24 protein-coding genes, 1 tRNA gene and 1 riboswitch are annotated in these 20,749 nt (G+C 62.5%); of the genes, 9 read left to right on the top strand and 16 right to left on the bottom strand.

Going from position 1 to position 20,749, the window contains the following annotated elements:
- Window positions 1-93: 93 nt before the first annotated feature.
- Window positions 94-1,161: a phosphoribosylformylglycinamidine cyclo-ligase gene (gene purM, locus B0G80_RS19220; protein ID WP_012431808.1), complete on the top strand. Its 1,068-nt coding sequence runs from the start codon at window positions 94-96 to the stop codon at window positions 1,159-1,161.
- A 71-nt stretch (window positions 1,162-1,232) separates the two neighbouring features.
- On the opposite strand, the gene miaA is transcribed toward purM, so the two are convergent.
- Complete coding sequence (gene miaA, locus B0G80_RS19225; RefSeq protein ID WP_116119764.1) at window positions 1,233-2,180, bottom strand: tRNA (adenosine(37)-N6)-dimethylallyltransferase MiaA; 948 nt, start codon at window positions 2,178-2,180, stop codon at window positions 1,233-1,235.
- Between the two features lie 45 nt (window positions 2,181-2,225).
- The gene (gene mutL / locus B0G80_RS19230; protein ID WP_106284479.1) at window positions 2,226-4,286 is read right to left on the bottom strand and encodes a DNA mismatch repair endonuclease MutL; all 2,061 of its coding nucleotides are present in this window, start codon (window positions 4,284-4,286) and stop codon (window positions 2,226-2,228) included.
- Window positions 4,287-4,493: 207 nt separating this feature from the next.
- Between mutL and B0G80_RS19235 the strand changes: the two genes are divergently transcribed.
- The gene (locus B0G80_RS19235; protein ID WP_106284478.1) at window positions 4,494-5,165 is read left to right on the top strand and encodes a DedA family protein; all 672 of its coding nucleotides are present in this window, start codon (window positions 4,494-4,496) and stop codon (window positions 5,163-5,165) included.
- Window positions 5,166-5,295: 130 nt separating this feature from the next.
- Here B0G80_RS19235 and B0G80_RS19240 read toward each other — a convergent pair whose 3' ends face one another.
- The 11 genes from B0G80_RS19240 to ydfG form a co-directional block, all read right to left on the bottom strand.
- Entirely contained in the window at window positions 5,296-6,108 is an 813-nt protein-coding gene (locus B0G80_RS19240) for a mechanosensitive ion channel family protein (protein WP_116119019.1), read from the bottom strand.
- A gap of 232 nt (window positions 6,109-6,340) precedes the next feature.
- Complete coding sequence (locus tag B0G80_RS19245; protein ID WP_106284519.1) at window positions 6,341-6,706, bottom strand: hypothetical protein; 366 nt, start codon at window positions 6,704-6,706, stop codon at window positions 6,341-6,343.
- 353 nt (window positions 6,707-7,059) lie between these two features.
- A tRNA-Lys gene (locus tag B0G80_RS19250) sits at window positions 7,060-7,135 on the bottom strand.
- A 177-nt stretch (window positions 7,136-7,312) separates the two neighbouring features.
- Window positions 7,313-8,062, bottom strand: a complete 750-nt coding sequence (gene ybgF / locus B0G80_RS19255; RefSeq protein ID WP_116119020.1) for a tol-pal system protein YbgF — start codon at window positions 8,060-8,062, stop codon at window positions 7,313-7,315.
- Between the two features lie 19 nt (window positions 8,063-8,081).
- A complete protein-coding gene (pal, locus tag B0G80_RS19260; protein WP_012431817.1) occupies window positions 8,082-8,591 on the bottom strand; it encodes a peptidoglycan-associated lipoprotein Pal in 510 nt (169 codons plus the stop codon).
- A 32-nt stretch (window positions 8,592-8,623) separates the two neighbouring features.
- Window positions 8,624-9,916 (bottom strand): Tol-Pal system beta propeller repeat protein TolB, encoded by a 1,293-nt coding sequence (tolB, locus tag B0G80_RS19265; protein WP_106284475.1) that lies wholly within the window; start codon window positions 9,914-9,916, stop codon window positions 8,624-8,626.
- 139 nt (window positions 9,917-10,055) lie between these two features.
- The gene (gene tolA / locus B0G80_RS19270; RefSeq protein WP_116119021.1) at window positions 10,056-11,090 is read right to left on the bottom strand and encodes a cell envelope integrity protein TolA; all 1,035 of its coding nucleotides are present in this window, start codon (window positions 11,088-11,090) and stop codon (window positions 10,056-10,058) included.
- Complete coding sequence (tolR, locus tag B0G80_RS19275; protein ID WP_012431820.1) at window positions 11,087-11,533, bottom strand: protein TolR; 447 nt, start codon at window positions 11,531-11,533, stop codon at window positions 11,087-11,089. Before tolR ends, tolA begins: the two co-directional genes overlap by 4 nt.
- Before the next feature lie 10 nt (window positions 11,534-11,543).
- On the bottom strand, window positions 11,544-12,221 hold the full coding sequence (gene tolQ, locus B0G80_RS19280) for a protein TolQ (RefSeq protein WP_007179119.1): 678 nt from the start codon (window positions 12,219-12,221) through the stop codon (window positions 11,544-11,546).
- Window positions 12,222-12,376: 155 nt separating this feature from the next.
- Window positions 12,377-12,856, bottom strand: coding sequence for a tol-pal system-associated acyl-CoA thioesterase (gene ybgC / locus B0G80_RS19285; RefSeq protein ID WP_116119022.1), 480 nt, complete (start codon window positions 12,854-12,856; stop codon window positions 12,377-12,379).
- Window positions 12,857-12,926: 70 nt separating this feature from the next.
- Window positions 12,927-13,673 carry a bifunctional NADP-dependent 3-hydroxy acid dehydrogenase/3-hydroxypropionate dehydrogenase YdfG gene (gene ydfG / locus B0G80_RS19290; protein ID WP_116119023.1) on the bottom strand — a complete coding sequence of 249 codons (747 nt, stop codon included), beginning with the start codon at window positions 13,671-13,673 and terminating at the stop codon, window positions 12,927-12,929.
- A 241-nt stretch (window positions 13,674-13,914) separates the two neighbouring features.
- A riboswitch (ZMP/ZTP riboswitch) is annotated at window positions 13,915-14,023 on the top strand.
- Between the two features lie 166 nt (window positions 14,024-14,189).
- Here ydfG and glyA point away from each other — a divergent pair.
- The 7 genes from glyA (at window position 14,190) to B0G80_RS19330 (ending at window position 19,002) form a co-directional block, all read left to right on the top strand.
- A complete protein-coding gene (gene glyA, locus B0G80_RS19300; RefSeq protein WP_012431824.1) occupies window positions 14,190-15,437 on the top strand; it encodes a serine hydroxymethyltransferase in 1,248 nt (415 codons plus the stop codon).
- 6 nt (window positions 15,438-15,443) lie between these two features.
- Complete coding sequence (gene nrdR, locus B0G80_RS19305; protein WP_012431825.1) at window positions 15,444-15,926, top strand: transcriptional regulator NrdR; 483 nt, start codon at window positions 15,444-15,446, stop codon at window positions 15,924-15,926.
- Window positions 15,927-16,130: 204 nt separating this feature from the next.
- A complete protein-coding gene (locus B0G80_RS19310) occupies window positions 16,131-16,691 on the top strand; it encodes a GspH/FimT family pseudopilin (protein WP_116119766.1) in 561 nt (186 codons plus the stop codon).
- Window positions 16,688-17,134, top strand: a complete 447-nt coding sequence (locus B0G80_RS19315; protein ID WP_116119024.1) for a hypothetical protein — start codon at window positions 16,688-16,690, stop codon at window positions 17,132-17,134. Before B0G80_RS19310 ends, B0G80_RS19315 begins: the two co-directional genes overlap by 4 nt.
- Window positions 17,131-17,943 carry a PilW family protein gene (locus B0G80_RS19320; protein WP_116119025.1) on the top strand — a complete coding sequence of 271 codons (813 nt, stop codon included), beginning with the start codon at window positions 17,131-17,133 and terminating at the stop codon, window positions 17,941-17,943. Before B0G80_RS19315 ends, B0G80_RS19320 begins: the two co-directional genes overlap by 4 nt.
- A gap of 125 nt (window positions 17,944-18,068) precedes the next feature.
- Entirely contained in the window at window positions 18,069-18,560 is a 492-nt protein-coding gene (locus B0G80_RS19325; RefSeq protein ID WP_258878910.1) for a hypothetical protein, read from the top strand.
- A gap of 13 nt (window positions 18,561-18,573) precedes the next feature.
- Entirely contained in the window at window positions 18,574-19,002 is a 429-nt protein-coding gene (locus tag B0G80_RS19330; protein WP_116119026.1) for a type IV pilin protein, read from the top strand.
- Between the two features lie 53 nt (window positions 19,003-19,055).
- On the opposite strand, the gene B0G80_RS19335 is transcribed toward B0G80_RS19330, so the two are convergent.
- From B0G80_RS19335 to B0G80_RS19345, 3 genes are all read right to left on the bottom strand, one after another.
- The gene (locus tag B0G80_RS19335; protein ID WP_116119027.1) at window positions 19,056-19,535 is read right to left on the bottom strand and encodes a DUF3318 domain-containing protein; all 480 of its coding nucleotides are present in this window, start codon (window positions 19,533-19,535) and stop codon (window positions 19,056-19,058) included.
- 120 nt (window positions 19,536-19,655) lie between these two features.
- Window positions 19,656-20,042 carry a phage holin family protein gene (locus B0G80_RS19340; protein WP_116119028.1) on the bottom strand — a complete coding sequence of 129 codons (387 nt, stop codon included), beginning with the start codon at window positions 20,040-20,042 and terminating at the stop codon, window positions 19,656-19,658.
- A gap of 132 nt (window positions 20,043-20,174) precedes the next feature.
- The gene (locus B0G80_RS19345; RefSeq protein WP_011486909.1) at window positions 20,175-20,477 is read right to left on the bottom strand and encodes a YqjD family protein; all 303 of its coding nucleotides are present in this window, start codon (window positions 20,475-20,477) and stop codon (window positions 20,175-20,177) included.
- Window positions 20,478-20,749 lie beyond the last annotated feature (272 nt).

Here is a 20,749-nt window from a genome sequence, read left to right on the forward strand (position 1 = left end):
CAACTCTGTATGGGGCCGGAGTAAGCGCTGAAGCGCCAACTCCGGGCCGGCATCGGGTAAAATCGCATTTTACCGACCTTCGAGCTCTTCCCCATGAATCAACCGAAATCCGCCCCGAATTCAACTGATTCGGCCCAAGGTCTGTCGTATCGCGACGCCGGCGTGGACATCGACGCGGGCGACGCCCTGGTCGACGCGATCAAGCCATTTGCCAAAAAGACGATGCGCGACGGCGTGCTGGGCGGCATCGGCGGGTTCGGCGCGCTATTCGAAGTGCCGAAGAAATACAAGGAACCGGTGCTGGTGTCCGGCACCGACGGCGTCGGCACCAAGCTGCGTCTCGCGTTTCAACTGAACAAACACGACACCGTCGGCCAGGATCTGGTGGCGATGAGCGTGAACGACATTCTCGTACAAGGTGCCGAGCCGCTGTTTTTCCTCGACTATTTCGCCTGCGGCAAGCTGGACGTCGGCACGGCGGCAACGGTCGTGAAGGGTATCGCGCACGGCTGCGAACTGTCGGGCTGCGCGCTGATCGGCGGCGAGACGGCGGAAATGCCGGGTATGTATCCCGACGGCGAGTACGATCTGGCCGGTTTCGCGGTCGGCGCGGTTGAAAAGAGCAAGATTATCGACGGCAGCACCATCGCGCCCGGAGACGTGGTTCTGGGCCTGGCGTCGAGCGGCATCCATTCGAATGGTTTTTCGCTGGTGCGCAAGATCATCGAGCGCGCGCAGCCGGATCTGAACGCGGATTTCGACGGCCGTTCGCTCGCCGACGCGTTGATGGCGCCCACGCATATTTATGTGAAGCCGCTGCTGGCGCTGATGCAGCAGATCGCCGTCAAGGGCATGGCGCACATCACGGGTGGCGGACTGGTCGAGAACATTCCGCGTGTGTTGCGTGAAGGCCTGACGGCTGAACTGGATCATCGGGGCTGGCCGTTGCCGCCGCTGTTCTCGTGGCTGCAAAAGCACGGCGGCGTGGCGGATGCGGAAATGCACCGCGTGTTCAACTGCGGTATCGGTATGGCCGTGGTTGTGTCGGCTGCTGATGCCGATGCGGCAATCGGTCTGCTGTCGGCTGCCGGCGAGCAGGTCTGGAAGATCGGCGTGATTCGCGAAAGCGCGGCCGGTGAAGCTCAGACCGTCGTGGTCTAAAAGGCTTGCGAGACCGCGCGGCGCGCGACTAGCCGGCGCCGCGCGGTTCAAAGCTTTCACGAATCAAAGTTTCAAAGCAACGCTTCAATCTCTTCAAGCGCCCGCGCCGTCGCGTGCGGATCGCAGCAATCCACCACCACCCGCTCTGGCATGCTTCGCAGCCATGTGAGCTGTCGCTTGCACAACTGGCGCGTCGCGAAGACGCCTTTGTCGCGCATGGTCGAATAGTCGACGGCGCCGTCCAGATACTCCCAGACTTGCCGGTAGCCCACGCAACGCATGGACGGCATCTCGGGCAATAAGTCGCCGCGTTCGCGCAACTTCACCACTTCATCGACGAAACCGCCGGCCAGCATCGCATCGAAGCGCTTCTCAATGCGCGCATGCAGCACGCTGCGATCGGACGGCTCCAGTGCAATCGGCACGAAGCGCCATGCGGCCGCGGCGTCGTCCTGTGGGGCGGGCGCGGCCAGTAAAGCGGACATGGCCTGTCCTGTCAGCATGAAAATTTCGAGCGCCCGCTGAATCCGTTGCGAATCGTTCGGCGCCAGCCGCGCGGCCGTCTCAGGATCGACCACGGCAAGCCGTGCATGCAGGGCCGGCCAGCCTTCGCGCGCGGCCTCGGCGTCGAGCGTGGCGCGCACATCCGCGTCGGCGGTGGGCAGATCGTTGAGCCCTTGCGTGAGTGCCTTGTAGTACAGCATGGTCCCGCCGACCAGCAACGGCAGCCGCCCGCGCGCGTGAATCTCGCCGGTCAGCCGTAAAGTGTCGGCGCGAAATTGCGCGGCGGAATAGGCGTCGGTGGGGTCGATGATATCGATCAGATGATGCGGCGCCACCGCGCGTTCTTCAGCGGTCGGCTTGGCCGTGCCGATATCCATCTCGCGATAGACCAGCGCCGAATCGACACTGATGATTTCCACCGGGCGCCGCGCGGCGAGCGCCAGCGCGGCAGCCGTTTTGCCGGATGCGGTCGGGCCGAGCAGACATGGCACGACCGTGGGTATGCGCGACGTCATGTGCGCGGTCATGGGCAAGCGGTTGCGCGTCGGAGCAGCGTCACGTCATTGACCACGCATGAACAGCCGATCGAGATCGGACAGCGTCAACTGATACCACGTGGGACGCCCGTGATTGCATTGATCGGCGCGCTCGGTGGCTTCCATCTGACGCAGCAGCGCGTTCATTTCATCGAGCGTCAAACGACGATTCGCGCGCACCGCGTGATGGCAGGCGAGCGTGCCGAGCATCTCGTGCTGACGTTCGGTCAGCACGCGCGAGCCGCCGAACGCATGCAGGTCGGCGAGAACCGCGCGCGCCAGCGCCTGCAGATCGGCGTCTTTCAGCAGCGCCGGCACGGCGCGGATCGCGAGCGTAGTGGGCGACAGCACGGCGAGGTCGAAACCGAGCGCATCGAGCGTGTCGCGTTCTTCTTCCACGGTGCCGATTTCGATCGGGTCCGCCTGCATCGATTGCGGGATCAGCAGCGGCTGCACGGCAATCGTGCGATCGGCCAGCGCGTTCTTGAACTGCTCGTACAAAATGCGTTCGTGCGCGGCGTGCATGTCGACGATCACCAGACCGTGCGCGTTCTGCGCCAGCACATAGATGCCATGAATCTGGCCGAGGGCGAAGCCGAGCGGCTGCTCATCGGCGGCATGGAACGTAGGCGCCGGATAAGGCGCGGACGCGTTGTACGGCGATGGCGATTCGGCGGCCGAATCGCGCGCCTCGAACAGCGTGGCGCCTTCAGCCGTGCCGGCGTTGGTGTCTTTGCGGCCGAAGAGCGCGTCGTAAAACGCGAGCGGTTGCGCGACCGGCAGCGTGCCCTGCGTCATGCGCGCCTGGCGCGTCCACGTGTTGCCTGGCTGCTGCGACGACGAGCCGAAGCCGCCGCCCGATGCGCCACCCAAGCCGCCGCCGAGGCCGCCCACGCGGTTGCCCGCACCGAAAGCGACGCCGCCGATGCCCGCGCCACCCAACGGCGTTGCGCCAAACGAAGCCGGTCCGCCGACGGAAGGCTCGAGATGTGCCGCATGCCCGCCCGCCGTCGTTTCCGGCGATGCGCCCGCATGCCGCGCCAGCGCGCGCTGCACGGCGTGGAAGACGAACTGGTGGATCGAGCGCGAATCGCGGAATCGCACTTCGATCTTCGACGGATGCACGTTCACATCGACCGCTTCAGGCGGCAGATCGAGGAACAGCACATAGGATGGATAGCGCTCGCCGTGCAGGACATCTTCATAAGCGGCGCGCACGGCGTGCGTGAGCAGCTTGTCGCGCACAAAGCGGCCGTTGACGAAGAAATACTGCTGATCGGCGCGCCCGCGGCTCGCGGTCGGCAAACCCGCGCAACCGTACACGGCCAGCGGTCCGGCGGATTCGTCGAGCGGCAAATGGGCTGTTGCGAACGTTTCGCCGAGAATCTTCGCGACCCGCACCGGCGGCTCGCTGGCGTTCCAGTGCTCGACCGCCTTGCCGTTATGCAGCACCGAAATCGCGACATCCGGCCGCGCCAGCGCCGCGCGGCGAATCTGTTCGAGACAATGGCCGAGTTCGGTCTGCTCGCTCTTCAGAAACTTGCGGCGCGCCGGCGTGTTGAAGTACAACTCGCGGACTTCGATTGTGGTGCCCTGAGTGCCGGCCGCGGGGCTCAGCACGCCGGTTTCCGCATCCACGCGCACCGCGTGCGCCGCGTCGGCCGTGCGGCTCGTGATGGTCATCTGCGCGACCGACGCAATCGAGGCCAGCGCCTCGCCGCGAAACCCCAGCGTGGCGACCGCTTCCAGTTCGGCAAGCGAGCGGATTTTGCTGGTGGCGTGGCGCATCAGCGCGAGCACGAGTTCGTTCTCGGGGATGCCGCAGCCGTCGTCGGTGATCGAGATGCGCTTGACGCCGCCTTCGTCGAGCAGGATGCGCAGCGACTGCGCGCCCGCATCGAGTGCATTTTCCAGCAATTCCTTGACGACCGAGGCCGGCCGCTCGACCACTTCGCCGGCGGCGATCTGGCTGATCAGCTGATCGGGAAGGGGCTGGATCGCGCGTAACGGGCGTGGGCCGGGCGCCGCGGCGGCAATCGCGGGCGCGGCGTCGAGGCCGGCAGGCGTTTCGGAGAATTCGGACATGGCGAAATTATAGCGATTCAGCGCGGCAAGCCCGCGGCGCGCGCAAGCACATCGACATCCGGGAGATTTTTAATTGTGGCCGGGCACTTTCTGTATCATGACGCGGTCAATTTCCGGCGGCGAGTGAGCGCTGGCCGCCATCGCTAACAGGCCTGGTCACACGGCTGTTCATTGCCATCGTCATATTCGCTTCATAAAGGATTCTCTTTGGACACGTTGCTACATTTCGTCAACCTTGTCTTGCACATCGACAAGTTCCTCGGAGACTTCATTCATGTCTACGGCGCCTGGGTCTACGCGGTGCTATTTCTGATCGTGTTCTGCGAAACCGGGCTCGTGATCCTGCCGTTTCTGCCGGGTGATTCGCTGCTGTTCATCGGCGGCGCTTTTTGCGCGACCGGCGAGATGAACATTGGTTTGCTGATCGTGTTGCTGCTCGTGGCGGCCATCGCCGGCAATACCGTCAACTATATGATCGGGCGGGCCATTGGGCCGCGGGTGTTCAATTCGCACATTCCTTTTCTCGAACGCTTTCTCGATCGCAGCGCGCTGCAGAAGACGCACAACTTCTACGAGAAGCATGGCGGCAAAACCATCGTGCTGGCGCGTTTCATTCCGGTGGTGCGGACCTTTGCGCCGTTCGTTGCGGGTGCATCGGAAATGACCGTGAGCCGGTTCCAGTTGTTCAACTTTGCCGGTGCATTCTTCTGGGTGTTGCTGCTGACGTTGCTCGGCTACTTCTTCGGCAACATTCCGTTTATCCGTCAGTATCTGAATGTGATCGTGCTGGTGGGTATCGGCGCGGCTGTCGTGCCCGTCCTGCTTGGGGCGTTGTGGAAGATGATGCGCAAGAACACGTCAAATCCGAGCAACCGTTGAGGTTTTCGTGCTAGAGGTATCCAGATAAAAAACGGCGTCGCGAATTTCGCGACGCCGTTTTCTTTGGTGCTTCTGAATCTCGTGAATTTAACAATTGGCGACACGAGCCATTCACGCGGCTCGACGATGCTCAGGTCACCGCACGCGGCGCCAGCGGCGTTTCCGGCGTCGGGTAGCCGGCTTCCTTGAACGTCTGGATGATCGCGCGATTGGTGTCGAAATAGACCTGCCAATAGTGCTCGTTGTTCGTATAGGGCCGCACACAAAGCAGGGGGCCTTCCGGCGTGAAGGTCAATACTTCGATGTCCGGCGCGGGACTCTCGGCCACGTTCGGAATCTGTGTGACCGCCGCCTTCAACCGGTTCATCGCGTCCGTCGGATCGACGCCGTTGGCGATCTTCGCCGTCAACTCGACGCGCCGCACCGGGAGAATGCTGTAGTTCGAGATGGTGTCGGAAAAGATCTTGTTATTGCCGACGATAGTGGTCACGTTATCCGGCGTCACGATGGTCGTGCCGAATAGACCCAACTCCGAAACCGTGCCGGTGACGCCGCCCGCCGTGACGAAATCGCCGACCTTGAACGGACGCAATACCTGCATGAATACGCCGGCCGCGAAGTGGGCGAGCAGACCGCCCCAGGCAGTGCCGATGGCGAGGCCGAGGCCGGCGAGCAGCGCGGCGAACGACGTCGTCTGGACACCGAACACCTGCAGGATCGCGAGGATCAGCAGCAGGTTCAGCAGTGCGCCCAGAATCGAGCCGAGGTAATGCGCCAGCGTGGGATCGACCCGGCCGTTGCGCCCGAGCACTTTGCGCAGTAGTCCGATAATCAGACCGATGAGCCACCGGCCGACGATCCAAAGGACGATTGCTCCGACAACCTTGGTGCCGAGGTCGATGCCTCGGGTCATGATGAACACGCGTACGGTTTCGAGATCCAAGATGTTCCTCGTTGGGTGAGTTGCCTTCGACTGATTGAACAGCGGTGGTGCAATACAGCGGCGAATGCCCGATGACGGGCGCAAGCGGTAACTCAGGTAACACTCGGTCTTCGGACGTTATAGGCGACGGCGCGGGCATCCGCAAGGACCGTTCCAGTGGCTCATATGGCGTGTCAGGCGGGAAAGGCAGTCACTTCGGCGGACGCGTTCGAAGCGATGACGCTTGTCGTGCCTACATCGGCAGATTCGATTTCGAATACGGTGAAGTGTGGATGACGAGCGGCTTGTCGGCGCTGACTTTCGCGCGGCGGGCAGCGCGACGCCAGGTGAGAGCCACGATGATCGCGAGCAGATATGCGCCGCTGCGCTCGAAAAACGCAGTCGATGTGCTGAACTGACCGTAGCGGCTCTGCGAATCGGCGAACACTAAAAAGGTCAGCGCAGCATCGAGCAGGCATGCAGTCGATGCCAGCGCGGCGAATATATGCGAGCCATTGAGCGACGCGCCTGGGACGAAGCGGTTGCACAGGTGACAGACGGCCAGCACGAAGGCAAGCAGAGCCAGGTTCGAGAACAGATCGAACAGAAAATTAGTCATATGGGTGAAATGAAAGCGCAGGGGGCTGCGGCGTTGCCAAAGCGTCTGCTCACGCAGAGTCGCAGCGTGGTTCGCTCGACCGGCGGCGATCATTGCACGTCTTTATGTCTCAATAAATGTTCAGTTCGGAGTCCGTTGTTTCCTGTCTGTGGCAATAGCGTTGGCGAGAGAAAACGCCGGTCGTGTTGTGGGAAATGGTGGTGAGTGTTGCGGGAAAAGTCCGCAGCTAGACCGGTAAATATATGTCGCTATGATATAAATTTCGCGAGCGGTCTTGCGGGATTGCATTGCGCAACCCGAGCCGCAAAAAGAAAAGGGCTCGCACACTAATGCGTGCAAGCCCTTGAATCTTTTGGTAGGCCGTACGGGATTCGAACCTGTGACCAACGGATTAAAAGTCCGCTGCTCTACCAGCTGAGCTAACGACCCAAAAGAGAAGCGAAATTATAGCGATAGCTTCGGCGCGCTGTCAACCCATCGCACCGAGCCGCATTTCAAATAGTGAAAAGCCCGGGCAGACCGCCCGGGCTTTTCAGCGAGAGGCGCGCGTGGCTATGACGTCGGTCACTGCGCGTTACTGCCAACTACTTGAGTAATACCACCAAATTACTTGATCTGCGACAGCTTGCTCTGGGCCGACTGCGCGACGTCCGAGCCGCCGTATTGCGCGACGATCTGCTCCAGCGTCTTCTTGGCCGCCGCCTTCTGACCTTGCTCGAGCTGATTGTTAGCAATTGCCAGCAGCGCTTCCGGCGCCCGCGGATGCTGCGGATATTTCTGCACCACACCCTGCCAGGTTGCCGTCGAACCCTTGTAGTCGCGCAGTGCATACAGCGCGTTGCCGAGCCAGTACTGCGCGGTCGGCTGATATGGGCTGTTCGGGAACTTGGAGATGAAAGCGCGGAACGATGCCGCCGCATTCTTGAAGTCGCCGTTGCGGAATTGCTGTGAAGCCGCGTTGAACGAATCGGTCTCACCCGGCTGCACCTCGCCCTGGACGCCGTCCACCGTCTGCTGCTGCGGCTCGAATTTCTTCAGGCGCGTGTCCAGATCGGTGTAGTAGTCCTTCTGCTGCTTCTGCACGGTGGCGAGCTGGTTGGCCATGTCCTCGTTCTGCCCACGCAGCGTCGCGACCTGCTGATTCAACTGGTCGAGACGGTTGGACTGATCGAGGATGGTGCGCTGCGCGGCCGACAACTGACTCGACAGGCTATCGGTCTTCGAACGCAGATCGAGAATAGCCTGACGGGCCTGATCGTCGTCGAAGATGCCCGCATGCGCAGGCGCGGCCGCGAAGGCCGTGCCCGCGACGCAGGCCGCTGCGGCAAAGCGCAGCCAGGAGAAACGATGCGTCATTCGGCTCATCACCCGTTACTTACTGTTGGTACACGAGGTCGGCGCGGCGGTTTTGTGCCCACGACGATTCGTCATGACCCGTAGCTTGCGGCTTTTCCTTGCCGAGGCTCACGGCTTCCATTTGCGAGTCCGTCACGCCCATCAGCGACAGCGAACGGCGCACGGCTTCAGCACGCTTCTGGCCGAGTGCCAGGTTGTACTCGCTGGTGCCGCGTTCGTCGGTGTTGCCCTGGATCAGGACGTGGCGTTGCGGATGGCTCTTCAGGTATTGCGCGTGTTGTTGCAGCAGCGATTGATAGTCGTCCTTGACCGAGTAGCTGTCGAAGTCGAAGTAGATGCTGCGCTTGGCGAGCGGGCTGTTCGGATCGTTCAGCGGATCGACATTGACCGTTGCGACATCGTTCGGGTTCGGCTGCGCCGAAACCGTACCACCCTTGTTAGCGTTTTCATCGAGCTTGACGCCCGAGTGACATGCTGCCAGTGCACCGACCATCAATACGGCGAAAGCGAAGCGAAGTTTTGACATCATTTGAGTACTCTCCTTGTGTTATTGCATCAACGTTATTGCATAAACGGGCCCCAGGATGGCTCGCGTACGCTGCCACCCTGAACGGACAGGACCTGCCGAGTGCGACCGTCGGTCGATACTGCGGCCAACACGCCACGGCCGTTCACCTGTGTGGCGTAAAGAATGTACTGACCGTTCGCCGCGAAGCTCGGCGATTCGTCATGTGTCGTGTCCGTCAGGCCTGTGGCGGTGTTGCCTTGCAGGTCCTGGATATACAGCTTGAACCCGCCGCCGACGCGCGAGATATAAGCGAGCTGTTTGCCGTCCGGGCTCACGCGCGGGCTGGTGTTGTAGCTGCCCGTGAACGTGACGCGTTGCGCGGCGCCGGCGTTTTCACCTTGCGCCGACATCTTGTAGATCTGCGGCTGGCCGCCACGGTCGCTGGTGAAATAGATCGACTGGCCGTCAGGCGAGAAGCACGGTTCGGTGTCGATCGAGCTGCCTTGCGTGAGACGGCGCAGGCCGCTGCCGTCCGCGTTGACGGCGAAAATCTGCGTGTTGCCGGTGCGCGAAAGCGCGACGGCCAGCGTGCGTCCGTCCGGCGACCATGCCGGTGCACTATTGTTACCCTTCTGGTCCGACACGACGATACGGCGACCCGTGGGCAGATCGTGGATGTAGACGATCGGCTTCTTCTTTTCGAACGAGACGTAAGCGACCTTGGTGCCATCTGGCGACCATGCCGGCGAGATGATCGGCTCGGGGCTCGAGAGCGCGATATGCGCGTCCTGGCCGTCCGAATCGGAGATCTGCAATTGATAACGGCCGCCCGTCTTGATGACGTACGACAGGCGCGTGGCGAACACGCCGCGACCGCCCATCAGCTTTGCGTAGATGTAGTCCGCGACCTTGTGCGCGCTCATGCGCAGACCGCTTTCCGGGCTCACCAGCACGAGGCCGCCGAGGCTTTCGCCCTTGACGGTGTCGTACAGCTTGAAGCGCACTTCGTACTGGCCGTTCGGCAGGCGGTTCACGCTGCCGGACACGAACGCGTTGGCACCCTTGGCCTTCCAGCTGCCGAGGTCGACGGAATCCGTTTCGGCGACCGGCGTGGAGCCCGCGTCGATGTTGGTGAATTTGCCGCTGCGTTGGAGATCCTGACGCACGATCGTGCTGACTTGCTGCGGCGAGTTCGCTTCATTGGCGAAGTTTGCCGTTGCGATTGGAAACTGGGTGGACCCGACGCCTGTCACGAGGACGTTGAGTTGTGCGTGGGCGGCGCCGCCAACGGCGATCAGGCACGACGCTACAAGTGTCCGCAGGCCTAGCTTGGTCATCAAACTCATGCTGTATGGTTTCCCCAAAAACGGTTTACTAACGCTTCAAGACAGCAGACAGACCCGAAAAGAACTAATTCGTTCCCGAGCGCGCCCCGGTGGGCAGGGCGCAGAGTCTGCTGTCAACTGACTGTCAAACTACTGTGAATCAACCGGCCGGGCGCAACGTAATCAGGAAGCTTGGCGGCGTCTTGCCATTGATGTCCTGAGGCATCGGATCGGTACGCTGAACCGCTCGTAGCGCGGCGTCGTCCCACGCAGCGTTGCCACTGCTGCGCGAAATCGTGGCACCCAGCAAGGTACCCGTCGGTGAGCAGCGCACGGAGACCACCGTCTCCAGACCGCTCGTTTCGCCGCCCCACGAGATATTCGGGCGCACGGCACGCCGCACCTTGTCGGAGTACCCCGGCGACGCCGCCGTGCCACCCGAGCCGCTGCCCGTGCCGCTCTTGCCCAGCCCGTCGCTGGTGGTCGAGCCGGTGCCACCGGTCGCGAGGCCTTGCATTTGCGCGAGTCGTGCGCGACGTTCGGCATCCAGCTTCTTCGCTTGCGCCGCGGCGTCGGCTTGCGCTTTGGCCTTCGCGGCTTTCTGCGCGTCGGCTTTCTTCTGCGCTTCGGCCTCGGCCTGCTTCTGCTGTTCCTGCTGCTGCTCTTTCAACTGCTGTTCTTTCAACTGCTGTTGCTTTTGCTGCTCAGCCAATTGCTGTTGCTTCTGCTTGTCGGCCTGCTGTTGCTGCTGCTTCTGTTTGGCTGCCGCAGCTTTCTGCGCGGCGAGTTGCGCCGCCTGCTCCGCAGCAAGTTGTTGCTGACGCTTCGCCTCGGCTTCCTGCTGCGCCTGCAGTTTCTGCTGACGTTGCTGTTCAGCCAACTGCGCCTCGCGAGCCGCTTCCTGCTGCTGACGTTTCTTTTCCTGCAGCGCGATGTCGGCCTGTTCGTCTCGCACCGGCGGGGCAGGGGCCACGGGAACGGGCACTGGCGGCGGCACGGGACGCGGAATCGCCACATCCGGCACTTCGGTCCACAGCTCCGCTTCCGCGCCTTCGGGCGTACTGTTTTGCCACTGAATGCCGTGGTACAGGAAGAACCCGAGCAGCGCGTGCATCACCAGCGCGAATGCAAAGGCTCGCCCGGTGCCGCGTTCACGCGGTGGCTGGAGCGGGTATTCGGAATTCTTGCGGATCATTGCGATTTGACGAGCAATCCAACGCGCTTGACGCCGCGAGCTTTCAGTTCGGACATCACGTTCATGACGACTTCGTACTTGACGGTCTTGTCGGCGGCGATCACGACGGGCTGATCAGGATGCGATTGCGCGCGATCGGCGATGAAGCCGTTCAGATCGGCTTTCGTCATGTTCTCCTGCTGTTGCGCACCCGAGTCGTCCTTGTACTTGACGCTCATGTTGCCGTCCGCGCGAATGTTCACGATCACGGGCGGCGTTTGCTGCTGCGGCGCGGCGCCGCCGACAGTCGGCAGATTGACGATCGACGGGGCCACGAGCGGCGCGGTCACCATGAAGATCACGAGCAGCACGAGCATCACGTCGATGTACGGCACGACGTTGATGTCGGCCATCGCGCGGCGCGAGCGGCTGCCGCGCATGCTGGAGGAGCGAGAGCCTGCCATCGTGGACTCCTTACTGTGCCTGACGCTGCAGGATGTTCGAGAACTCTTCGATGAAGGTTTCGAAGCGGATTGCCAGGCGGTCGATATCGTGCGCGTAGCGGTTGTAGGCAACCACGGCCGGAATCGCGGCGAACAGGCCGATCGCGGTGGCGGTCAGCGCTTCGGCAATGCCCGGCGCGACGTTGGCGAGCGTGGCCTGCTGCACGTTGGCGAGGCCGCGGAACGCATTCATGATCCCCCACACCGTGCCGAACAGACCGATATACGGGCTGACCGAACCGACCGACGCGAGAAACGCGAGATTGGCTTCGAGCACATCCATTTCACGCTGGAACGCGGCACGCATGGCGCGCCGTGCGCCGTCGAGAATCGCGCCCGGATCGTTCAGGCGCTTTTCCTTGCCCTTCAGGAATTCGCGCATGCCGGACTCGAAAATCCGTTCCAGTGCGCCGATGGTGTGCCGGTTGTTCGCGGCGCTTTGATAAAGCGCCTGCAGGTCGCCGCCCGACCAGAAATCGCGTTCGAAACGCTCAGTTTGCGCCCGCGCCCGGCGGATCGCAAACCACTTGCGGAAGATGAAAGTCCACGACAGCAGCGACAGCAACAGCAGCAGAGCCATGACAGCCTGCGCCAGCAGGCTTGCGTTGAGTACGAGTGAAACGATCGACAGATCTTGTGTAGTGTTCATAAAGGTTCGTTTTAACGTCCCGGAAGGGGGCGTCCGGCTGCAAGGCCACTCGAAGCTTGCCGTGAGCAAAACGGAAGCATCGGCGATATTGCAAGCCGAACCATGCTTTGTGTTGCTTGATCGTTACGAGTTCACTGGCCCCATAACAACGGGGTTCAGTCTTTATCCGTTGACACGCCGGGCTCGCTCGCGCCCGGCCCACGCCGCAAGGCAGCGAGAACCGGCGAAGGAATCGCGGTCGGCCGCAGCGCAATGCGGTCCACGCAGCCGACCCGGATGGAACCGATAGCAAGCAGCGTGCCGTCCCGCCACGCTTCCTGCGCGAAATCGACCGACGCTCTGCCGAGCCGCTCGATCCGGCTGACCACGTTGACTATGTCGTCTAGCCGGGCCGGCGCCCGATAATCGACCGCCGTGCTGCGGACGATGAAAATCGCGCCCGCTTCGTCCGCGAGCCGATTCTGGTCGACACCGCACGCGCGCAGCCACTCGGTGCGCGCACGTTCGAAAAATTTCAGGTAATTCGCGTAAAAAACGATGCCGCCGGCGTCGGTATCTTCGTAGTACACGCGGATTGGCCACGTGTAGCCGATTTCCTCGCCGGGCTGGCTGGTCGACATATTCATGCGGCGCATTTTACCGGAACGCTCACCCGTAGGTCTGTTTCAAGATGTGCGCCCCGTCCGGCGGGCTTCAGCCGGGATTTCAGCCGCGATGGACGGACAAAGCGGAGAACGATTGCGCCACCGGCATCAGTTCGATCGTGTTGATGTTGACGTGCGCCGGGCGCGTGGCGATCCAGTAGATCGAGTCGGCGATGTCTTCAGGCGTCAGCGGCTGCACGTTTTCGTACATTTTGCCGGCCTTAGCGTCGTCGCCGCGAAAACGCACGTTCGAGAACTCGGTGCCGCCGCACAGGCCCGGCTCGACGTTCGTCACCCGCAGTGCGGTGCCGGCGACATCGGCGCGCAGATTGAGGCTGAACTGATGCACGAACGCCTTGGTGGCCCCGTAGACGTTGCCGCCCGCATACGGCCAGCTGCCGGCTGCCGAGCCGAGATTGAAAATGTGGCCGCGATTGCGCTCCACCATGCCGGGCAGGAGGGCATGCGTGACTTGAACGAGCCCTGTGCAGTTGGTCTCGATCATGGTGTTCCATTCGTCGAGACTCGCTTTCTGAGCCGGTTCGATGCCGAGCGCGAGGCCGGCATTGTTGACCAGCACGTCGATGGCGGCGAAATCGGCCGGCAGCGAGGCCGGCACGGCTTCGACGGCGGCGCGGTCGCGCACGTCGAGTTCGTACGGCAAAAGCGCGTCGCCGAGTTCGTCGGCGAGGTCTTGCAGGCGGTCCTTGCGGCGAGCAGTGGCGACGACGCGATGGCCGCCTTTGACGAAGGCGCGAGCGATGGCGGCGCCGAATCCCGCGGACGCTCCGGTGACGAACACGATCATTGCAGTGGTTCCCAGGCTGGTAGGAGAGAAAGGCCCCAAGCCTACTTCCATTGCGGCGCTGCGGCAAGGATGAACCAGCCGTACGAGAGGCCTTGGCAAGGACGCGCCGCGAGTTTCCGTAGGGTTTTCCTCAGACGTTTGCGCGCCGCATGAGACGGCTCTGGAGCCCGCCCGGCGGGCACCCGCAGGAGTGGCCGGAACCCGGTTGCCTATTCGATCCGCTTCCAATAAACTAACGCGCTCATCCCTGCGTGACTGGCGATAGAACCGGTTCAAGCAACCGGGTTCAAGGTGGAACAACCCACCGTGAAGCGCGGGGTGCCGTTTTGCCGTTCGCCTGGGCAGCCGTGATCCGCGCGCATTGATCTGCGCTGACGGTGGCTGTCCTGCCTCGCGTGTGCGGCGACTCTCCATCCGCCACGTCAGGGCTGGCCCAGCCGCCAGCAGCGCTGCGCACCCTCTACGCAAGATTCGGCGCACGATCCGGTCAACCTGAACACATTCAACGGAATCCGTATGTTTGACAGAGCCCAAAGCACCATCGCCAACGTCGATCCTGAACTCTGGAAGGTCATCGAGCAGGAAAACCGCCGTCAGGAAGAGCATATCGAACTGATCGCGTCGGAAAACTACACGAGCCCGGCTGTCATGGCTGCACAAGGCTCGCAACTCACGAACAAGTACGCTGAAGGGTATCCGGGCAAGCGCTATTACGGCGGCTGCGAGTACGTCGACGTCGCCGAGCAGCTCGCGATCGACCGCGTGAAGCAACTGTTCGGCGCCGAAGCCGCGAACGTGCAGCCGAACTCCGGCTCGCAGGCCAACCAGGGCGTGTTTTTCGCCATGCTCAAGCCGGGCGACACGATCATGGGCATGAGCCTCGCGCACGGTGGCCACCTTACGCACGGTTCGCCGGTCAACATGTCGGGCAAGTGGTTCAACGTGGTCAGCTATGGCCTGAACGAAGCCGAAGACATCGACTACGATGCCGCGGAGAAACTCGCTCAGGAACACAAGCCGAAGCTGATCGTGGCGGGGGCGTCCGCGTTTTCGCTGCGTATCGATTTCGAACGCATGTCGAAAATCGCCAAGTCGGTCGGCGCGTACTTCATGGTCGACATGGCGCATTACGCCGGTCTGATCGCCGCGGGCGTTTATCCGAACCCCGTGCCGCACGCCGATTTTGTCACCACCACCACGCACAAGAGCCTGCGTGGCCCGCGCGGCGGCGTGATTCTGATGAAGGCCGAGTTTGAAAAACAGATCAACTCGGCAATTTTCCCCGGCATTCAAGGCGGTCCGCTCATGCACGTGATCGCCGGCAAGGCTGTCGCGTTCAAGGAAGCCCTGTCGCCGGAGTTCAAGGCATACCAGCAGCAAGTCGTCGAAAACGCACGCGTGCTCGCTGAGACGCTGGTCAAGCGCGGTCTGCGCATCGTGTCGGGCCGCACCGAAAGCCACGTCATGCTCGTCGATCTGCGTGCGAAGAAGATCACCGGCAAGGCTGCGGAAGCCGCGCTGGGCGCCGCTCACATCACGGTCAACAAGAACGCGATCCCGAACGATCCGGAAAAACCGTTCGTGACGAGCGGTGTGCGCCTCGGCTCGCCGGCCATGACCACGCGCGGTTTCGGCGTCAAGGAAGCGGAGCAGGTGGGTAACCTGATCGCAGACGTGCTCGACAATCCGGAAGACGCCGCCACGATCGAACGCGTGCGCGGGCAAGTCGCTGAGCTGACGCAGCGCTTCCCCGTTTACCGCTAAGCCGCCATGCATTGCCCCTTCTGCCGTCACGCCGATACGCAGGTCGTCGACTCGCGCGTATCCGAAGACGGCGCGACGATTCGCCGGCGCCGCCGCTGCCCGGCCTGCGACAAACGTTTTACGACGTATGAGCGGGTCGAGCTGGCGTTGCCGTCGGTCGTCAAGAAGGATGGTAGCCGTACTGAATTCGACCGCCGCAAGATCGTCGCGAGCATGCAACTGGCGCTGCGCAAGCGCCCGGTGGCAGCGGACGCGATCGACGCCGCGGTTGCCCGCATCGAATATCTGTTGCTCGGCAGCGGCGAGCGCGAAGTGCGCAGCGAGCGCCTCGGCGAACTCGTGATGAATGAATTGCGTGCGCTCGATACCATTGCCTACGTTCGTTTTGCTTCCGTCTACCGGCGCTTTGAAGACGTCTCCGAATTCGAAGACGTGATCGAAGAATTTCGCCGCGCCTCTTCTCCTCCCAAGCCTTCCCGCAAGCGCTGAACGCGGTCGCATCGCGCGTTGCGTTTGAATTCCCGTTCTGTTCCGCGTTGTTTCGCGCATCCGTATCTCCCGCTGCCGTAATGGTTCGTCGCGTGCATTTTTGCGCGGACTAGCGTCTGAGTGCCACCTGGCCGTTCGGCCGATTGTTGGACGATTTGCGAATCGCTAGATTGGCTGCATTCTTCGAATCGATCAGGGATGCAGATGAATCGGAACTTAGTCCGTCCGCCGCGATATCGTGGCTTCACGCTTGTCGAAACACTGGCTGTTATCGCGCTGCTGGCCGTGGTCGCGGTGATGGCCACGCCGTCATTCGTGTCGTGGCACGTGCGAGACCAGGTCGACGCCCGCGCGAAGGCGCTTGCCTCGACGCTCGCTTATGCACGCAGTGAAGCGTTACGCCGGGGCGCACGAGTCACCGTATGCCGCATCGACGCCGCGCGGCATTGTCTTGCCGCGGGGCAACCGTGCGGCAACGGCGTCGCTGACTGGTCGTGTGGTTGGGCCGTGCTGGCCGAACGAGGCGGTGCGCTATCGCTATTGCGTGCGCAACCTCTGCTTGCGGCCGTGAGCATCGCCGGCACGCAGACGAATCTCACGTTCACGCCCCCGGCGGGCCAATTGATCGGCACCTTTCGCAGTTTCGATATCGCGCCGCGTGCGCCGTCGAAGGCGACACAAGGAGACAAGTGGCGTCGCTGCATTCGCATTGCGGCGGGCGGCCGCGCGCGGATCGTTGAGGGCGCATGCGGAGCCGCGTCATGAGCCGGTATTCGCGGAGTCCGCACTCGCGCTGCCGCGAGTCCAGGTGGGTCGGCAGTTCATTGATCGAAGTCATGCTGGCTGTCGCGTTGATTGCTGTCACGGCGCTCGGCTTGATCGCCTGCCAGTTGTGGACCGCACGCGAGGCCCGCGCGATGTCCCTGCGCGAACATGCCGCCTGGATAGCCGATTCCGTCGCGGAAGCCATGTGCGCACCCACTTCGGGCGACTCCGCAATCAGACAATGGAGCGCGCGGGCAGCGAAACTTTTGCCGCATGGCGAAGCCTCGGTGAGTGACATCGCAGGCGTGTCCGCTGCACGCGTGACATGGGCATCGCTGCGCGACTTGCCACATTCCGACGACGTGATCGACAAGCCCGCGCCTTGCGGCGGAGCGGATCTGCCCGTGGGCTCTTCATGCGTCGTGCTGGCGTTTGCGAAATGACGCGGCGTTCGAACCCTGCCCGCGGCCATACCTTGATCGAATTCGTGATCGCGATGGCGTTGGGACTACTGGTGACCGCGGGTGCCGTCTCGCTCTACCGGACGCAGCGGAGCGCATTCGAACGCGCGAGCGATGCGATGCGGATTCGCGAAGCCGGTCTGACTGCGCTGACGCTGATCGGCCCGCAATTGCAAATGGCCGGCTTCGTACCCGCGGACATCGCGCGGTACAACCGCCCGCCGCCAATGTTCGGATGTTCGGGCGGCCGCCCGGTCGGCGCCGACGATAGCCTCGCCTGCGAGACCTTGCCCAGTCACTCGGACGGTGTCGCGGTCCGTTATGTCGGGGACAACGTCTCCACGTGGCCATCGACCAGCGGGCAAACGACCGACTGTCTCGGTCAGGCCGTCGCTGGCAGCAGCGCCGCGCTCGGCGACCAGGGCGTGCCGGTCGTCAACCGGTACTTCGCGAGGGTCAGCGGTTCGACCGGTGAGCCGGAACTTTATTGCGAGGGCAACGGCAAGCCGGGGTCCGCGCAGCCGCTGGTAGAAGGCATCGAGCGCTTGCGGATCAAGTATTGGCTAGCTGGCGGACTGACCGCAATCGACGCGTCGGCGGTGACGGCCGATCAATGGGCGAAGATCGTCGCCGTCGATCTTTGCGTGCTCGTACGCGGCACGCCGCAGGGGCAACAGCGTGCGCGCTATGTCGATTGCGATGGCGTAAGTGCTCTCGGTGCGGATTCACGACCGCGCCAGGCGTTCTCGCGGCGTGTTGCGATACGCAATCACGTGGAGGATTCGCTGTGACGAAACCACGAAGGGAAAAGCAGCCGTGCCGGACCGAGGGGAAGTGCATGAGACGTCACGGTCAGTTGGCAAACCTGGCAAACCTGACAGGCCTCAGCCGAACGCGGTGCACCCTGCCGCGCACCATGCAACGGGGCGTGGTGCTGCCGATCGTCCTGCTGATTTCATCAATGATGCTGGTCACTTCAGCAGCCTGGTTCGAAACGTCGCTGGCGGCTGCGCGCGGCACCATCAACGTTCGCGAGTACTTGCAGGCCTTTCATGCCGCGGATTCGGCGCTGACTTTATGCGCCCGCAGTGTCATCGCGGCTGCAAGCACGCAGTCCGCAGCACCGATGCCGGTCGCATCCGGCGTGCCGGCGCAATGGAAACTCGCAGCGGCATTCGAAGCAGGGGCCGTCACGCCCGTGGCGCAATGGCCAGGATCGCTGCGCGCACCGCAATGTCTGATCGAGGCCTGGCGTCTCGTCACTCGTGCCGATGCGCGGGCGTATTTACTAACTTCGCGCGGTTTCGGCCGCGCCAGCGAATCGCAGGTATGGCTGCAAATGGAACTGGTGGTCGATGGAGAGAAGATCGAACGTCATTGGCGCCGCGTTGCTGCCAGGCCATTTTGACGGAGGCGGCCTAATGAAGTCGCATGCATCCGGATTCACGCTGCTCGAGTTGATGATCACGCTGGCAATCGCCGCCACGCTGGCCGTCTTTGCCGTGCCTTCGTATCGCAGCCATGTTGCGCGAACCCATCGAATCGACGCAGCGTCCGCGCTCTATCGCGCGGCTCAATTCATTGAAGGAGCGGCAAACGACAGCGCACCAACATTGCCCCCGGGCCTCGATCAGGCGCCGCAATTCGGCACGGCGGTCTATCACCTGCACGTGCTGCCCGCGGACGATGCAAACGGTGGCTATGCGATCGAGGCAACGCCGAGTGAAGCCGGGCCGATGCACGACGACACGTGCGGCATTTTCACGCTCGATGCGACAGGACTACGTGGCAACAAACCCGCGGCAACCGGTTCGACAGCCGCCAGCGGCGACTGCTGGAATACGAGCTAGCAAACCGAACCGGGCTGAGCTGAACTGAGGCGGAACGCCGCGCGGCGTTTCCCTCAGTCTCGACTATCCGCCGACTCCACCTTGCCGCCTGATGACGCCGCCGAATCCCGCTTCATCTGCTGCCAGATCCGATAGGCCTCCCACGCGGCAAGCCCAACGCTGCCCCACTTGAGCACGGGTTTGGCTCCGGCTACGACAGTTGTGCGCAGCGGCTTCGCAAGCACGATCGAAGCGATCGAGCTGATGAGCGGATACTGCTTGAGGAGGGCGCCCACGCTGCCCGCGTTAAGAAAGCTCGCCTTCGAGCCTTTACCGACGCGCATGCCGCCGAAGCCCGGCAAAATGAATTTGAGCCAACTAAAGTGCGTGACTGCTTGTCGCAACTCGATGGTCGCCTGAGCGAGTTCCATGCGCTCGACATCCGCGCGCACCAGCAGCAACTCCTTGCGCAGTGCGCGCAAATGCGGTGCGCTCAGATCTTTGGCCTGGTGGCGCTTGTTACGGAACGCGGTATCGGAATGGATCTGGCTCATGGCGTGTCGACGGCAGTGAAGGTGGAGCAACGGAACGGCGCTGCAATTCGCGCAAGGCTGTTAAGCAAGACGCAGAACCAAAGACGCGAGGCGCGATGTCACGCCGCAGCGTCTTCCGGGTCACGGTTTGCGGAACACGTCGCGGTCTTTTTCAAACTCTGCGAGGGTCGCCTCGAACACCATTGGCGCGTTGCGCAAACCACTGCGCGCTTTCAGCGCACAGGCTAATCCCGCGATCGCGTAGACCGCGGTGATGCCTGCCAGCGCCTGCCAGCGGTAGGTGTCCCAGAACGCGATGGCGATCAGCGCAGTCAGCGCGATCAAGGCCATGGTGGCGAGCATCATCGCGGCAAGGCCGAGGAACAGTATGGCCAGCAAACGGTCCTTTTCTTCGGCGAGCTCGATGCCGACCAGTTCCAGCCGCGTCTGCAGAATGGCAAACACGGAACCGATTATGCGGCGCAACGGACTATGTTCTCCGCGCTGCGATTGTGTTTCGATCGTCATGGCTGTGGGCGTTGCGCGTGAAGGTCTGACCGGCGCGCGCGCGCGCCAGAAGAAGCGGACCGGTAAGGCGTGCGCCGGTCAACTCGGTTCGCTGGTGCGCCGGACGAAATACGCCCGGCGGCATCGCCAGTGTTACTTGCGGTTGATCAATAGCCCAAGCAGCACGCCGGCGCCGGCGGCAATGCCGATGGATGCCCACGGATGCTCGTGCACGTAGTCGTCCGTGGCGCGGGCCGCCTTCTTGCCTTTTTCGACCACCACGACCTGAACGTCGGCCGCCTTTTCCCTCGCTTGTTTCAGGCGCGTCAGCGCCGTTTCCCGCAATTCGGAAGCGCGCTCGCCGGTGGCGCTCGCGGCCTGTTTCAGCAGATCTTCAGCGTCCGCGAGGACGGTTTTGATATCCGACATCAATCTCTCCTTGTTGATTTCCGACATTGACAGCTCCCCTTCGTCTCACGCCACGCGTGAATCGTAACCAAAGAAACGGCCGCTGGCGAGCACAGGGCCCGGTTGGTTGACCAGATCGCACGAACCGTTCCCGCTTGAAGCATAGCCACAAACAACGCCGTCGCCACACGTCGTGTAGACGAAGTTTGCTTGAGATGGAGTTGATCTGTCCCGCAAAGTTTCCTCCAAATCGGTGAAAATTACAAAAACGCATAAAGTAGTGAGGCGATGTTGGTTCGTCATACACCGTCACTCTCGTA

This window comes from Paraburkholderia sp. BL6669N2, assembly GCF_003387275.1.
GTDB lineage: Bacteria > Pseudomonadota > Gammaproteobacteria > Burkholderiales > Burkholderiaceae > Paraburkholderia.

Coding starts and splice junctions, on each gene's coding strand:
- purM (WP_012431808.1), top strand. CDS start 94: ATGAATCAACCGAAATCCGCCCCGAATTCAACTGATTCGGCCCAAGGT.
- miaA (WP_116119764.1), bottom strand. CDS start 2,180: ATGACGTCGCGCATACCCACGGTCGTGCCATGTCTGCTCGGCCCGACC.
- mutL (WP_106284479.1), bottom strand. CDS start 4,286: ATGTCCGAATTCTCCGAAACGCCTGCCGGCCTCGACGCCGCGCCCGCG.
- B0G80_RS19245 (WP_106284519.1), bottom strand. CDS start 6,706: ATGACTAATTTTCTGTTCGATCTGTTCTCGAACCTGGCTCTGCTTGCC.
- ybgF (WP_116119020.1), bottom strand. CDS start 8,062: ATGACGCATCGTTTCTCCTGGCTGCGCTTTGCCGCAGCGGCCTGCGTC.
- pal (WP_012431817.1), bottom strand. CDS start 8,591: ATGATGTCAAAACTTCGCTTCGCTTTCGCCGTATTGATGGTCGGTGCA.
- tolB (WP_106284475.1), bottom strand. CDS start 9,916: ATGAGTTTGATGACCAAGCTAGGCCTGCGGACACTTGTAGCGTCGTGC.
- tolA (WP_116119021.1), bottom strand. CDS start 11,090: ATGATCCGCAAGAATTCCGAATACCCGCTCCAGCCACCGCGTGAACGC.
- tolR (WP_012431820.1), bottom strand. CDS start 11,533: ATGGCAGGCTCTCGCTCCTCCAGCATGCGCGGCAGCCGCTCGCGCCGC.
- tolQ (WP_007179119.1), bottom strand. CDS start 12,221: ATGAACACTACACAAGATCTGTCGATCGTTTCACTCGTACTCAACGCA.
- ybgC (WP_116119022.1), bottom strand. CDS start 12,856: ATGCGCCGCATGAATATGTCGACCAGCCAGCCCGGCGAGGAAATCGGC.
- ydfG (WP_116119023.1), bottom strand. CDS start 13,673: ATGATCGTGTTCGTCACCGGAGCGTCCGCGGGATTCGGCGCCGCCATC.
- glyA (WP_012431824.1), top strand. CDS start 14,190: ATGTTTGACAGAGCCCAAAGCACCATCGCCAACGTCGATCCTGAACTC.
- nrdR (WP_012431825.1), top strand. CDS start 15,444: ATGCATTGCCCCTTCTGCCGTCACGCCGATACGCAGGTCGTCGACTCG.
- B0G80_RS19310 (WP_116119766.1), top strand. CDS start 16,131: ATGAATCGGAACTTAGTCCGTCCGCCGCGATATCGTGGCTTCACGCTT.
- B0G80_RS19315 (WP_116119024.1), top strand. CDS start 16,688: ATGAGCCGGTATTCGCGGAGTCCGCACTCGCGCTGCCGCGAGTCCAGG.
- B0G80_RS19320 (WP_116119025.1), top strand. CDS start 17,131: ATGACGCGGCGTTCGAACCCTGCCCGCGGCCATACCTTGATCGAATTC.
- B0G80_RS19325 (WP_258878910.1), top strand. CDS start 18,069: ATGCAACGGGGCGTGGTGCTGCCGATCGTCCTGCTGATTTCATCAATG.
- B0G80_RS19330 (WP_116119026.1), top strand. CDS start 18,574: ATGAAGTCGCATGCATCCGGATTCACGCTGCTCGAGTTGATGATCACG.
- B0G80_RS19335 (WP_116119027.1), bottom strand. CDS start 19,535: ATGAGCCAGATCCATTCCGATACCGCGTTCCGTAACAAGCGCCACCAG.
- B0G80_RS19340 (WP_116119028.1), bottom strand. CDS start 20,042: ATGACGATCGAAACACAATCGCAGCGCGGAGAACATAGTCCGTTGCGC.
- B0G80_RS19345 (WP_011486909.1), bottom strand. CDS start 20,477: ATGTCGGAAATCAACAAGGAGAGATTGATGTCGGATATCAAAACCGTC.